The sequence below is a fragment of the Aliiglaciecola lipolytica E3 genome, from assembly GCF_000314975.1.
Taxonomy (GTDB): domain Bacteria; phylum Pseudomonadota; class Gammaproteobacteria; order Enterobacterales; family Alteromonadaceae; genus Aliiglaciecola; species Aliiglaciecola lipolytica.
In genome coordinates, this window is sequence record NZ_BAEN01000076.1 from 136,651 (window position 1) to 150,962 (window position 14,312).

A 14,312-nucleotide genomic window follows, 5' to 3' on the forward strand; every position below is an offset into this window, starting at 1 on the left:
CGGTTTTTGTTTGGAAATTAGCAAGGTAGATACACGAGAGCTCAACGCTTCCAATCGGAAAGCGTTGGTTGTCCATTTAACCTACTTTCCCAAATGGTTGAATTTTGAACTTAGCAAAATGCTTGTGTATCGGTCAAGTTATATCGACGAAACGGCTATTTATAAAGCTCACCAGAAACCGTTTAATTTGGGGGGCAGATAAGTACATCCGATGGAGAGCACTTAAATTGATTAATGTTAATTTTCAATCACAACCGGGTTTACTTTAGGTATCGGCTCTTTATTAAATACAATAAACAATGAAGGCAATACCAACAGACAAATAATGGTAGTAAAAAGGATGCCAAAGCCGAGTGATACCGCCATAGGTACTACAAACTGTGCTTGACGAGAGGTTTCGAAAACCATCGGAGCCAAACCACCGAATGTCGTTAACGTCGTCAATATAATTGGTCTAAATCGCCTTTGGCATGCGGTTACTATCGCAGTGTGAGCGTCGTCTCCTTTGGCTAATCGTTTATTGGCGTACTCAACTAAGATAAGACTGTCATTGACCACCACGCCTGCCAACGCCAACATTCCCATTAGACTTACTACGCTAAGTCCAAAGCCAAGCACCATGTGACCCAGAATTGCACCAATTGCGCCAAATGGAATAATCGCCATGATTAACAATGGCTGTTCATAACTTCTAAATGCGATGGCAAGTAATATGTAAATCATTGACAGCGCAAAGCCTGTGCCGAGTTCAAGACTACTAACACTGTCCGCGATTTTTTGCTGATTACCACCAAATTGTACTTTTAGCCCGGGGTAACGCAGCTCTAACTCATCAACCAAATTGTCTTGAACGCTAGCTTGAACAGCTGGAATAGCTTCTTCAGGCTCAATATCTGCGCCGACCTTTTCAATGCGCTTTCCGTCTCGACGGAATATACTTCCAGGCGAGAGCACTTTTTCGATCTCTGCCACACTGCCGAGCGGCGCATAGCCTCCCCCCGTCGTTCTTATCATTATGTTTTCAATGGTATTAGCGTTAGCACGCTCGTTTTCCGGTAAGCGCACCAGTGTGGTAACTTGATTGCTAAGCCTGTGCTGTCGTTGTGCTCTGGAGCCATATAATGCGGCGCGCATTTGTGCGCCTAAATCCGCCGCTTTTAAACCTAACGCACGACCATTTTCATTCAATTTGAGCTTCCACTGTGGTTTACCTTCTTCTAATGAGATAACTGTGCTAACCACACTTTCTATATTAGTTAAATATTCGCGAGCATCTTGTGAGGCTAACATTAAGGTTTGCGTATCAGTGTGTTCAATGTTTAAGGTTAAAGAGGACTCCGCTACTTCACTACTGCCGCGTCGTGCGCCTGAAAAACGTAACTTGCCAAATGCGCCTAATTCTTTAGCACTTTCGCGCCACCATTGACGTACATCTTGAGTGCTATACTCACGTTCCTCACTTTCGACCAGCAGTAACGCAACCTCAACACCGGTATCGCTTATGATACTGCGGGTGGCTACCAAAATGTCGCTAGCATTATTTTTTTCTAACATCTCACTTGCGCTTTGTTCTAATTTTTCACGCAAGGCCAAGGCCTTTTCCATTGGTTCGCTTTGGCTAATTTCAAAGTTTGCTTTGACCCAGCGGCCGTCCATTTGCGGATAAAGACTAAAGCCCATTTTACCGCTCATTGCATAGGATAGAACGAGTCCAAAACTTAGCACTGCCAAAGAGAGTGTGAGGGCAGGCCAAGCGAGACATTTTTTCAACAAAGGCAAGTAGTGTTGAGTGATCAGCGTTTCTAAGCCATTTGTGCAAACCGCTCTGCATTTATTGACCAAGACCATAAAACGACCCGGTTTACGGTCTTTAATCGAGGCTAAATGTGAGGGTAAAATAAATAAAGCTTCAACCCACGACACCAAGAAACACAGCACAACTACAATGGGAATCGCGCCAAATAGCAGTTTCATTGATCCTGGTAATAACAATAGCGGCAAAAAGGCGACAATGTTGGTTAAAATAGCAAACGTCAGGGGTTTGGCGACTTCTTTTGCCCCTAATACCGCAGCATCGAAATAGGACATGCCTTCCTGTCGATGAGAATAGATATTTTCACCTGCAATAATCGCATCATCTACTACTATGCCCAGCGCAATAATAAATCCGAACATGGATACCATATTGATAGAAACATCGAAGCTGGGCATAAACAGTATTGCCCCTAAGAATGAACTTGGTATCCCTGCAACCACCCAAAATGCTAACTTAAACTCGAGGAACAAACTCATCACTATGAGTACCAGAATCAATCCCATAAAGGCATTGGTTAGCAACAATGTAAGTCGCTTCTGATAATTGGTAGCATCATCATCAACAATGGCTAAGCCTGCGTTGGGAGGCAATAAAGCTTCCAGTTCTGGCCACATCTCTTTCACAGAGTTGGCTATATCAGTGGGGCTTTGGTTGCCAACACGATAGATTTTTAACTGGGCTGATAATTGACCTTCGTAAGTAACCAGATTGCGTTCATCTGCAAATCCTTCTGACACAGTTGCAATGTCACCGAGTAATAGTTGATCTCCGTCGGCGTCAACGATAATCGGCAGTTTTGCTAGCTCTTCTGCCCAATAGCGCCTTTCATCAATAACAACAACGATATCACCTTCATTGGTTTTGACCTTACCTGCGGATTGTTCAACTACGCTGCGTCGTATTAAGCCAGAAACTTGTTCTAAAGTAAGACCGTATGATTGCAGAGTGAGTTGTGAAACCTCAACGTGGATTTCTTCGCTTCTCACACCACGCAATGCCACTTGCGAGATATAAGGCGAATCTAGCAGTCGCCCTTGAAGTTGTTCAGCTAAGCGTTTTATGTCGAATTTGTCTAGGTCTGCGTGGACTACGATTTCCATCACATCGACAACTCTTTGATCTAACCTGACTATTGGTTTTTCGATGCCAGAAGGGAACGAGGTAATACGATTTATTTCTTGTTGTACGTCTTGGTAGACTTTTTGTCCATTGGCTGACGCTTCCAACTCACAACGAACACGCAGAAACCCATTACGAATATATGTTCGCGTGCTCTTTATCCCTTCTACATTGCTTACTACGTCTTCTACCGGTATGGCAATCGATGGTTCTATTTCGTTTGGTGCAGCACCAGGATAACTAACCATCACGGATACGCTATCTAATGTCGTTTCCGGCATATATTCTTTGCGGATCATCAGCGACATAACTAAGCCGCCTAGGATTAGCAGAAGCATCAATAGATGCGGTGCCACGCCATGATGGATCATCCAACTGATAGGATTAAAATGTGTTGGGCTGTTACTCGGCATCTTGTTGCTCTTGTAATTCGATTACCTTATCTCGTCGGGGCCTGACTTCCATACCTTCAATAGCACCACGAGGTTGTTCGTTTAAAGCTAAATCAGTTTTTTGAATATCCCCTTTTACATAAACAATTTCTTGCCCTTTAAATTGAATTTCAACATTCCTTTTGGCTAACCGTTTATTCTTGTCCACCACCCAAATAGTATTGTCGGATTGAATCCAACCCGCTTGCACAGCCCATGAATCTTTCAAGGCAACACCAGATAATTCAACTTTTAAAAAGTCGTGAATGTAGATTTCTGGATATTCAGACAATGGATTCTCAATTTCGTAAAGCAGTTTTACTTGTCGATCTTTTTCGTCGAGGCTGGGTAATACCGATACAAATTTTGCCGATCTTTGTTGTTCCTCGGTCCATAGTGAAGGTTGGGTAACAGAGGCGGTAGCTTGGGTGTCTAATAATGCTAAAAATGACCTGGGAACTTTAACTTCCAGCCAAAATCGGTCAACGTTAATAATTTCAAATAGTTGCGTGTTCAATCCGACTCTACTACCCACGCCGGCTTCACGTCGCTCTATCATTCCTTTAAAAGGCATAGTCACTTGTGTTCTTTGAAGGTTCACCTGAGCTTTTTTTAGATTAACTTGAGCAATAGTGATTTGTGCTTCTGCTGATTTTAATTGTGGTTCACGTAATACAAGAGCCATATCAACTTTCATATTATCGATATCTGTTAGTAGATTAAGCTCTTCTTGCGCCAGCCTTTGGTCAGCTAATTCAAGTTCGAGTTTTGCTTGGGAATTATCTAATTGCGCTTGTTGAGTTTGTAAATTGAGCAAATAATCTTCGGCTTCTAATTTAACCAACCAAGTATCTTTATCTAGCAGCGCACCGGGAATAGCCTGTGTATTTATATCTTCAATGACACCACTAATTTCAGGTGTTACCACAACCGATTCAGTCGCACTTACTAAGCCTGAGGTTTGCCACTTCGGCACAACAGTCTGTTTAGTAAAAGGTACGACTTTAACAACTCGCGTTTTTTTATGAACCGATTTGTTAGCTCTCTTCTCTACTTCCCCAGAGTCGAGCAACCAAAATGACAAAATGATCGTCAATATTACGATCACAATCGGAACGAGTTTTTTTGTGGTACTAGCGTTTTTTTCAGTGGTCATTGTGCTTCATTAATTCTTACTTAAATCGATAAATTGTGGCGTTTGATTAAACTGGCCGTGACTTAACTCTCGGAATAAGGCGACGCGGTTATTTATCAAAGTTAACCGCGCATCGAACAATTGTCTTTCTAGAGATAAGTTCGTTTCCTGAGCCCGCAATAGTTGCAAGTAGGTTGTTTTGCCATGTAAATATTTAATCGAAACGACTTGTGCAGTCTTTTCAGCCAATTCCCGTTGATTGGTGAGTAATTCTTTAATCTTAAAGTAGCGTTCTTCATTGATAATGCGCTCTTCAACAGCTTGAATTGCACTCAACCAGGCTTGTCTAAAATCAGCAAAAGAGGCTTGTAATATTAATTCCTGTTGGTTCACTCGATTACGTCTTACCCCCGAGTCAAATAGAGGTTGAGCCAAAGACGCAACCAAATTACCTGCCCATTGATCAAATAATTCGCTGGTATCATTTTGCCGAGTATTGTAGCTGGCACGTAAGCTTAGTCTGGGAAACATTGCGCTTACTGAAGCCGCCAAGTTCTCATTTGCCGATCGCAACTCTGCGTAGGCCTGTTGAATATCTGGTCGTTGTTGCAACATAGAAATGGAAATGCCCATTTCGGGGAGCGAATCAAATGTCGGTAAAGGATGTAACTCAATGTCTGGGAGTGTGTGGCTACCAACCAGAAATGATAATTGTTGTTTAAATAATTGTGCGCGCGCATTATTTTGAGTTTGTTGGGCGACGATTGATTCTAACAAGCGCGCTTGTTGCCAGATGTCTGTAATGGAGTTTTTACCACTGGCAAACCGCTGCTTGATAACTTTAAGTGCTTGCTCTGTTCGACTAAATTGACCAGCAAAAATACGTCCTTTTTCGTTTTCTGCCAATAAATTGAACCAAGTAACTGTGATGCTGCCTGCCAACGCGTTGACTCTGGCTTGGTGTAAAGCTCGTCTGGCCGCATAATCCCACTTCGCTTTTTCTTCCAATGCGGAGATACGGCCCCATAAATCAAGCTCCCAAGAACTCGACAAGCCAATTAATGAATCTGTTACTTTGTTAGGTTTTTCGATATCAGTAGTGGCGCTGCTATTCAGGGTTAAGTCGGGGTAAAAGTCTGCATTGGCGATGTCGATGTTTAGTTGACTGCTTTTAAGCCTTAAAAGACTAGAAGAAAGGGAAGGGTTATTAGCTAATCCCAATTCAATGAGTTCATTTAAGATAGGGTCATTAAAAGCTAACCACCATTTATCATTGAGGAGAAGTTGTTGGCCGTCGCGTAAAGACGGTTCATATTGGGAAAAAACTTCGTCTACGTCGATTCCTTCAACGTGGTTTATATTGCAACCGGCTATTGTAAAAGACAGCATCAACAAACTATATCGGTAAAAAGTCTGTTTAGCTGTGAATAATAATCTTAGTCGCATCCTAGCCAAGCCCATTAATTAGGTGTTATTGCAAATACATCGTGATGTTTGATCTAATCGTTTAATAAGCGAAATTAGCACATTAATGCAGATGCTGAGAATCTTTTCGAAAAATTTACATTGTGTATTATTATATATAACAAATAAGATTCAATAGCACGTAATGAATTAATTTAGTTTTATACGAATTAGTATTGAAGGTTTTTTTAGAGACAGTGTCGAGCGGGGGCCGTCTTACATGCTTATTTTTGTCTAAATGGCATACTCAGTAACGCCCACAGAGAGGCGTTTTGCTTAGGATCTGGATACTCGATTAAGCCTATTTTTAATGCGTCATCGCTTTTACTCGCAACATCATTATAACTACCAAATAATTTATCCCACCAAATAACGCTAAAACCATAATTTGAATTGGTTTCCTTCGCATATTGGCTGTGATGGATACGATGGAGCATTTGGGTAACAAGCACAAGGCGTAATGGTTTTTCAATGACACTGGGTAAACGAATATTGGCATGGTTGAACAAAGCTAACCCATTGAGAGTTATTTCAAATATAAGTACAGCGATCGCAGGCACTCCAAGCACGATGATTGCACTCAACTTTAGTAAAATGCTCAATACAATCTCTATCGGATGAAATCGCAAGCCGGTTGTCGTATCTACATGGGCATCCGCATGATGTACTCGATGTAAACGCCACAAAATAGGTACTTGATGAAACAATCTATGCTGCCAATAAATAAGTATATCGAGTACCAGTAAGCTTAGAATAATGACTAAAAAATTGGGTAGTTCAAGGTGGCTAAAAAGCCCCAGATTGTGTTTATTACTATATATCGCCACGGCCGTTAGGCCAATTGGAACGGTTAAGCGTGCAATTATCGATGCGCTAAACACTAATCCAAAATTTGCCAGCCAACGAGTGCTCGCCTTAACAGCCGAGGTTCGAGCAGGATGACGCCATTCTAGTAGCATCATGATAAATAGAATGCTGACGAAGGAGCCTAGTCGCCACCATATTTCATTAGTCATTGGACATTTCTTTTGCTGTGGACTGTTGCAACTTTAAAGTGTGATAGCCGCCGTGAATGCGGGTGAATACGGTAATAAAACAGGCAACTGCAAATAGGCTGGCAAGCACAGCGAAATGTTCTGGCCAAATACATAGGGCCACAAAAAATGCGATCGTTTCAGTACCTTCTGTTAAGCCATTTAAGTAATAAAAGCTTTTATATTTGAATTGGGGCTTATCCAACGAAAATTTTTCAGCGGCAATGGCGAATGCTAAAAAGCTTGAACCTGTGCCAATAAAGCTGACCAACAAAAATGCGCCTGCAATTGCATTTTGATCAGGGTTTGCGAGGATAAATCCAAATGGAACGGCAGCGTAAAACAAAAAGTCTAGGGTGATATCTAGAAAACCACCGGCACTGGAACTTTGATCTGTATAACGAGCTAATGCGCCATCTAAACCATCAGCTACTCGGTTTAAAATAATCATAAAAAGGGCTGCATACCAAAGCTCAAAAGCCAACAATGGCAGTGCGCATAGACCTACTATAAAACCGGCGACGGTTAGCTGGTCTGCACTGATACCGCGTTTATCTAGTTGCACAACCATAGGTGTAAGCAAAGGTTTTATAACAGGCGTAATATATCTATCTAGCATCTTGATTACCTAAAGGTTGTAATGTAACAACCTTTCCTTGGGCCGCTTCCGCGTCGCTATGATCATGGGTCACCATTATGGCTGGGAGTGTGTGTTCGCGAATTTGTTCAAATACCAATTGACGAATATCAACTCTAAGTTGAGTGTCCAGCTTACTAAAGGGCTCATCAAGTAATATTGCTTTTGGCTCACTCAAAAGTAGCCGCAACAAGGCAACTCTGGCTTGTTGTCCTCCCGAAAGGGTGTCAGGATGTCGTTTCCCCATGCCTTTTAAGCCTACTTGTTCAAGGGCGTGTTCGACTTTTTCTTGTCGTTGCTTCTTATTGCCTTTACGCATAGCAAATGCCACGTTACCGGCTACTGATAAATGTGAAAACAGTAGTGGATCTTGATATAGAACGCCAATGTGACGCATATGCGATGGCAAATTGTCGATATTCAAACCATTAAGCCAAACTTCGCCTGTGGCATTGAAAGCGCTGGGTAGTGTTCCGGTGAGCCAGTTTAACAAACTGGATTTACCACTTCCCGATGGTCCCATAATAGTTAGAACTTCGCCGCCAATGACGTCTTCGCTAAGCTTGAGAAGCAGTTCGTTTTGCAGAGACAATTGTAAATTTTTAATTTGCAATGAGGGCTGCATTTATATACCTATAACTTTGTTGTTACTACTCACTCGTTTCTTCACTTGTATGCGCTCTTGAAAAAATACTTTGGTAAAATCCACGCCAACATAAACCCAATCAAAGGAAGTACCATTTGTATAATGGCATAAACAGCACTAGTGCGCCGACTTGCACCATTAGCTAACGTTACTGCCTCTGTTGTAATTGTACTGATCCGCCCACCTCCGGCTAAAAGGGTGGGTAAGTATTGACCAAAGCTAATCGCTAACCCTAAGGCAATGGCAATTAATATAGGCGCAAACAACTGCGGCAATTTGACCTGTAAAAATACATTGAGTGGAGTTGTTCCTAGGCTTGCGGCAACTCTTGCAAAACGCGGATCTAAGCGCCTGTAACTGCTGGCCAAAGACAAAAATACGTACGGCAACACGAATAGTAAATGAACAAATACCACGTTAAAAAAAGACGCTTGCTCATGCACTAATTGCTGGATCCAGACTAAACCAAATAAAAACGCAATGCTGGGGATAACTAATGGTAAATAGATAATGATGCTCGTAAACCTCGAAAGAGGCTTAGCACTGAGTTGTTCAGCTTCTAAGCAAAATAACGTGACTATCACAGCAAACATAGTTGCAATAACACCTACTGCTAGCGTATTAAATAGCGGATTTCCCATTTGCGCAATCGCGCTTTCAAAATGTAGTAGTACTAAATGTTCAGGAAGGGGTGCCGGAAAACGCCAAAATCCAGCCAGAGACCACAAAATTAAGCCGATCAATGCCAGACCAATAAAAGCAATTATCAGTAGCGTGAGGAGTATCGTAACTTTGTTCCAAATGGCATCGCAGTATTGCCGTTTACCATTGGTCAGCGGGGCATGACTCAATCGACTTATTGCTTTTTCTGCAATCAACCATAAAGCCAGCAATCCACCGCTCAAGCACAATTGCAACAATGCGCCGGCTGACGCTTTTATGCGTAAATTCAAATCAACATCTTGGAACCAATGCATTATTGCCACTGCTAATGTTGGAGGTGTATTAGGGCCTAAAATCAATGGCATTTCTACGCTGGCACTGGCGTAAACAAGCACTGCTAATATTGGTAAGCGAAGCATCGGGTAAAGACTCGGTAGTACTACCTTAAAAAAAGCAGTCATAGGATAGTATCCTAAATTAAGCGCAACTTGGTGTTGCTGCTTCAGCTTTTTTCCCAATTCTGGTTGTGCCAGCACACCTAAAGCCATCAATAACAAAAAAGGTAGCTCCTTTAAGGTCAGCCCTAAAATGATACTGATGCCTAAGGAGTCGTGAGGAAAAATGCCGTTAGGGGCCAGCTCCCAAGAGCTTAACCACGGTGAAATCAAGCGTGAAATCATACCTGATGGCGCTATTAAAAACCCAACGGCAATGGCAGCTGCTGCGTGGGGAATGACTAAAATTGGACTAAATATACGCTGAATGCGATTTAACCAAGGACTGTTGAAAAATGCAGATAACATCAGCAAAGTAATGACAAATGCTAACACTGTACTTACCAGTCCGGTGGTAATCGTTAACATGACCATTTGCCCTAATCCCGGCGTTTGCCAAAGCGCCTTGAAACCATGTAATCCGAATGTCGTTTGCTCCATCGCTGGAGCCCAACCAAATGCGGGTAACAGGACGCTTAGTAAACCGCCCAACACCGGCACTATTAATATGCACAATAAAAAATGCGGGCTGAATTTGGTTATGCGCGAAAAGAAATCTACTTTATTGCGTTGATGAGCATTGGAATTCAGCGCCATAACCTTGCAACCTCACTCATCGACTTGCTCCATAGCGCCGCTCCCATCCCTGCTCAATTGCAGCCACCCAACTTGGATGAGGCTCACTCAGTGTTCGTTCAATACTATTGGTTGGTAAAGCACTTGGGTGTTGATTGTCGCTGTGGAATAAAGCCCGCTGTTCTGACGTTAAGGCCGATTGAACAAGCACCGTTTTATCCCCCCAGATAGCAGGATTTTGTTTATGCGCCTGTGCTTCAGGGCTTAATAAAAAATTAGCCACAACTTGAGCCGCATGAGGGTGACTGGCGTTATACGGAATGGCAACAAAGTGAGTATTACTTAAGCTACCGTCTGCCATTGCATAGCTGCGAATACTGCGGGGTAAATCGTAACGGTCCACCGCCGCCGGTATTTCCGGGGAAGTAAAAGTGAATCCTAAGCTAAGCTCAGTATCATCTACCAATCGGCGCATTTGTGCACTACTTTGCATAAAATGCTTGCCGTTTCGCCACAGGTTTGGATGTAGTTCATCTAGAAATTGCCAAAGTGGTTCGAGCATTGTTTTAATATTTTGCGACCTGGTTGGTTGATTTAATTGTGCGCGAATGGATTCGTTGCTTTGCTCATGCAAGATAACCAACGCATATTTTAAAAAGCTCATACCTAAATAATCAGGTGGTTTAGGGTAGCTAAAACGTCCCGGATTCTGTTGGCTCCAAGTGAATAAGTCGCTTAAAGTTTTGGGTGGTTTTTTGACTGCGAGGCTGTCGAAGTAAAAGGTAAAAGAAGCTTGTCCCCACGGTGCTTCCATACCATTGGTGGGAATACCAAAATCGAAGTTTACCGTTGGATTATTAAGTGGATCCGTTAGCTGAAAATTCGGCAGCTTAGTTGCCCAATCTTTCAACAGTAAAGCGTGTTCACTCATAGTGGCGAAATTTGCACCGTTTATCCAAATGAGATCTACACTGCCCAGATGATGATTATTCGCAGATTTTTCGGCTAGAACACGACTTACCGCTTCACTAGTGTCACTGAGCTTTACGTGCACAAGTTGAATATTATATTTGGCCTTAAGTTCTTCGGCTGCCCATTGAATATATGCATTTATTTGTGCGTCGCTGCCCCAAGCATAAAAATACACCTCTTGGTTTTTACCGAGTCTTTCGACCTCTTGCCAATGAGTATGTGGATCATCTAGGTCTTTTTCGTCGATGCTGCTATTCAGGGAAACTGCGAAACTCGAGATACTTATCATGCTACAAAGGAAATAAACAAGAGGCCAAAACCTGAATCGATTTGACACCTGCCGACCTCTATTGGTGAGCATTTAATTCCCAGTTGTAGTCTAAAAAGTTAATTGTCATAGCGTCATTTTTTAGCGCTATTCGCTGTTTATCCGTGAGTGCTAATGCTGTTGAATACTGCAGTAAAAATTGTTGTAACGACATTGCGCCGTTAAAGCCTTGACTAAAATCGTCACCATACCATTTAAAAATGGAGGATAAGTTTAGGGTATTATCCTGCGCAAAGTTACGCGTTTTATCGCTTAAAAAGCGCACTGTTTGAGCGTGTAATTGTTCGTCTAGTTTCTCGCCAGTGTATGCTTCTTCTAATAAAGCAGGGCAGCCGATACTTGCACAGTTCACTGCAAAATGAATTCGCGGATCATTGTACTTATCGCTTCCCCGAATCAGGTTATGTTCAATATCATCAAGGCTTCGTGTTTTGCCAAGCAGAGGAATAAACTTTTTGCTCCACGGCGAGCTAAACAGACCGCCCAAATCTTTAATTGATTGAAGATCTGGGTATTCTGTTAAGATTAATTCGACTGTCCAGGCGTTATAAGCATTGATTAAAAATGCCAATTGTTGCTCTTTATTCCATTGTTTAAATCCATCTTGAGTTACTGCTTCCAATGAATTCAAATAGGCTCTTAGCTCACCGTGATGTTGTTTAATCGCTGCATAGTCCACTGCTGTGCTATGGCCATTGTCAATGGTCACAACATGCTGACTGACGATTTCGTGCCACTTGTTGTGCAAGTCGCTTGCGCTGCTTACAACGGGTATTGATAGCGCAAATGTTACTAGCAGCAGCGTTTTTGTCATATATTTCAACATATTATCCTCGGCGCCACGTGTGATATTTTTCAAGCCAATTCAACACCTTTTGCGGGGCATGATTACGTTTCCATTCACCCGCAGCGTATTTATTACCTTCTGCCCAAGTAGGATAACTGTGAATTGTGCCTAGTATTTTATTAAGACCTAAACCGTGCTTCATTGCCAATACAAATTCAGCGATTAAGTCTCCTGCATGTTCAGATACCACAGTTACCCCAAGTATTTTATCTTTACCTTTTGGTGTAATAACTTTAATAAAGCCTTTTGTCGCGCTATCGGTAATGGCGCGATCTAACTCTGCAAATTCAAAACGGGTAACTTCATAGTCAATATCTTTATCTTTTGCTTCCGTTTCATTGATACCAACCCGCGCCACTTCGGGATCAATAAAGGTTGTCCAAGGGATCACTCGATAATCTACTTTAAACTTTTTAAATTGGCCAAACAAACCATTAACCGCCGCATACCAAGCTTGATGCGACGCAACATGGGTAAACTGATATGGGCCGACAATATCACCGGCAGCATAAATATTGGGGTATAAGGTTGCCAGGTATTCGTTAGTCTGCAAGGTTCGATTGGTTTCAATTCCTAGCTCTTCAAGTCCATAACCTTCTAACCGAGCACTTCTTCCTACAGCACAGATCAATTCGTCATATTCAATTTGTTGTTCCTGCTCTTGATGCTTCACGACAATATATTTTTTATTATCGCGAGTTTCGCAACGAAGTGCCTGATGCGATGTGAGTATCGTTACACCGCTTTCAGTAAGCGCTTGGTGAGCAAAAGTAGATACATCAAGATCTTCTTTAATCATAATGCGGTCTACCATTTCAATTTGAGTTACTTGCGACCCTAACCGCGAGAAACTTTGCGCCAATTCACAGCCAATCGGCCCTCCACCAAGCACAACTAGTTTTTTGGGGGCTTCATCTAGTTCAGCAAACTTACTCCATAAGGTATCACTGGTGACATAACCTGTTTCTTCTATGCCCGGTAATGGAGGAACGAATGGGCGCGCACCTGTGGCGATCACAATTGTGCGAGCGGTTAAGGTTTGCTTACCACCTTGATTAAGGTTAATTTCGACTGTCCATGGGTCAACCAGTTTTGCGTAACCCTTAATAACCTCGACACCAAGGTTGGTATAGCGTTCAACGCTATCATGCGGGGCTACGTCTGCAATGACTTTGTGCACTCTTGCCATGACTTTTTTAAACGAAAATTGTGGAACACTGTTTTCAAGGCCATAGTCTTCCCCATGGCGTATTTGTTCCGCCACTTTAGCGCTTTTAATGATGGCTTTGCTGGGCACGCAGCCGTAATTTAAACAGTCACCGCCCATTTCACCTGCTTCAATTAGAGTGACTTTGGCTTTGACTGTTGCTGCAATGTAACTTGTAACTAAGCCGCCGGCACCTGCGCCAATAACAATCATGTTACGGTCGAATTTTTTCGGTTTAGTATAGTTTTGGTAAACTCGGCGTTTTTTTACTTGGTTTAAAATGGCTTTAGCAATGAGTGGGAAAAAACCTAATAGTGCGAAAGATAATATTAAGTTCAGCGATAAAATTCCCGATAGACTTTCGATTTGCGCCAATTGTGTGCCCGCATTAACGTAAACAAATGTGCCTGCTAACATGCCAATTTGGCTCACCCAATAGAATGTTCGGGTTTTAATCGCGGTTAATCCCATCAGCAAGTTGATTAAAAAGAATGGAAATACCGGGACTAATCGCAAGGTAAATAAATAAAAGGCCCCTTCTTTTTCAACCCCTTTGTCTATCGATTTAAGTCGTTCAGGGAAGCGTTTTTTAATGGCATCGCGTAGCAAGTAACGAGAAACTAAAAAGGCCAATGTTGCGCCGATACTCGAAGCAAATGATGCGATCAATAAGCCTTCAAATAATCCAAACAGTGCGCCCGCTGCCAAGGTTAAAATTGCGGCTCCGGGCAATGATAGTGCGGTGACAAAAACATAAAGTAAAAAGAATCCACCTATCACTAAAAGCGGAGAAGCTTGTTTGAATTGATCAAACTGCTCCATCGAGCCTTTCAGGCCTTCCAGAGTGAGTAAATGATGAAGATCGAAGTGAAAAAACAAGCCAACAGCAATGGCTGCAACGAACAACAAGATTATTTTTTTAAACATTTTTTTCTCTTTAAAC

At 42.3% G+C, this 14,312-nt stretch carries 10 protein-coding genes; all 10 read right to left on the reverse strand.

The features are described 5' to 3' along the window. Nucleotides 1–237: 237 nt before the first annotated feature. The 10 genes from GLIP_RS19175 to GLIP_RS19220 all read right to left on the reverse strand — a co-directional run bounded on the left by GLIP_RS19175 (nt 238) and on the right by GLIP_RS19220 (nt 14,296). Nucleotides 238–3,348 carry an efflux RND transporter permease subunit gene (locus tag GLIP_RS19175; protein ID WP_008846363.1) on the reverse strand — a complete coding sequence of 1,037 codons (3,111 nt, stop codon included), beginning with the start codon at nt 3,346–3,348 and terminating at the stop codon, nt 238–240. Then, nucleotides 3,338–4,522, reverse strand: coding sequence for an efflux RND transporter periplasmic adaptor subunit (locus tag GLIP_RS19180; RefSeq protein WP_008846364.1), 1,185 nt, complete (start codon nt 4,520–4,522; stop codon nt 3,338–3,340). The genes GLIP_RS19175 and GLIP_RS19180 overlap by 11 nt, the downstream gene beginning before the upstream one ends. Nucleotides 4,523–4,531: 9 nt before the next feature. Next, on the reverse strand, nt 4,532–5,890 hold the full coding sequence (locus GLIP_RS19185; protein ID WP_161602061.1) for a TolC family protein: 1,359 nt from the start codon (nt 5,888–5,890) through the stop codon (nt 4,532–4,534). 299 nt (nt 5,891–6,189) lie between these two features. Then, nucleotides 6,190–6,981: a sterol desaturase family protein gene (locus GLIP_RS19190; protein ID WP_040523655.1), complete on the reverse strand. Its 792-nt coding sequence runs from the start codon at nt 6,979–6,981 to the stop codon at nt 6,190–6,192. Continuing rightward, a complete protein-coding gene (locus GLIP_RS19195; RefSeq protein ID WP_008846367.1) occupies nt 6,974–7,618 on the reverse strand; it encodes a CDP-alcohol phosphatidyltransferase family protein in 645 nt (214 codons plus the stop codon). Before GLIP_RS19195 ends, GLIP_RS19190 begins: the two co-directional genes overlap by 8 nt. Continuing rightward, a complete protein-coding gene (locus GLIP_RS19200; protein ID WP_008846368.1) occupies nt 7,608–8,261 on the reverse strand; it encodes an ATP-binding cassette domain-containing protein in 654 nt (217 codons plus the stop codon). Before GLIP_RS19200 ends, GLIP_RS19195 begins: the two co-directional genes overlap by 11 nt. Before the next feature lie 41 nt (nt 8,262–8,302). Next, on the reverse strand, nt 8,303–10,036 hold the full coding sequence (locus GLIP_RS19205) for an ABC transporter permease (protein ID WP_008846369.1): 1,734 nt from the start codon (nt 10,034–10,036) through the stop codon (nt 8,303–8,305). A 16-nt stretch (nt 10,037–10,052) separates the two neighbouring features. Next, entirely contained in the window at nt 10,053–11,348 is a 1,296-nt protein-coding gene (locus tag GLIP_RS19210; protein ID WP_040523656.1) for an ABC transporter substrate-binding protein, read from the reverse strand. Further along, nucleotides 11,335–12,141 carry a DUF547 domain-containing protein gene (locus tag GLIP_RS19215; RefSeq protein ID WP_008846371.1) on the reverse strand — a complete coding sequence of 269 codons (807 nt, stop codon included), beginning with the start codon at nt 12,139–12,141 and terminating at the stop codon, nt 11,335–11,337. The genes GLIP_RS19210 and GLIP_RS19215 overlap by 14 nt, the downstream gene beginning before the upstream one ends. A 1-nt stretch (nt 12,142) precedes the next feature. Continuing rightward, the gene (locus GLIP_RS19220) at nt 12,143–14,296 is read right to left on the reverse strand and encodes an FAD-dependent oxidoreductase (protein ID WP_008846372.1); all 2,154 of its coding nucleotides are present in this window, start codon (nt 14,294–14,296) and stop codon (nt 12,143–12,145) included. Between the last annotated feature and the right edge of the window lie 16 nt (nt 14,297–14,312).

Coding starts and splice junctions, on each gene's coding strand:
- GLIP_RS19190 (WP_040523655.1), bottom strand. CDS start 6,981: ATGACTAATGAAATATGGTGGCGACTAGGCTCCTTCGTCAGCATTCTA.
- GLIP_RS19210 (WP_040523656.1), bottom strand. CDS start 11,348: ATGCTCACCAATAGAGGTCGGCAGGTGTCAAATCGATTCAGGTTTTGG.
- GLIP_RS19215 (WP_008846371.1), bottom strand. CDS start 12,141: ATGTTGAAATATATGACAAAAACGCTGCTGCTAGTAACATTTGCGCTA.
- GLIP_RS19185 (WP_161602061.1), bottom strand. CDS start 5,890: ATGCTGTCTTTTACAATAGCCGGTTGCAATATAAACCACGTTGAAGGA.
- GLIP_RS19195 (WP_008846367.1), bottom strand. CDS start 7,618: ATGCTAGATAGATATATTACGCCTGTTATAAAACCTTTGCTTACACCT.
- GLIP_RS19200 (WP_008846368.1), bottom strand. CDS start 8,261: ATGCAGCCCTCATTGCAAATTAAAAATTTACAATTGTCTCTGCAAAAC.
- GLIP_RS19205 (WP_008846369.1), bottom strand. CDS start 10,036: ATGGCGCTGAATTCCAATGCTCATCAACGCAATAAAGTAGATTTCTTT.
- GLIP_RS19175 (WP_008846363.1), bottom strand. CDS start 3,348: ATGCCGAGTAACAGCCCAACACATTTTAATCCTATCAGTTGGATGATC.
- GLIP_RS19180 (WP_008846364.1), bottom strand. CDS start 4,522: ATGACCACTGAAAAAAACGCTAGTACCACAAAAAAACTCGTTCCGATT.
- GLIP_RS19220 (WP_008846372.1), bottom strand. CDS start 14,296: ATGTTTAAAAAAATAATCTTGTTGTTCGTTGCAGCCATTGCTGTTGGC.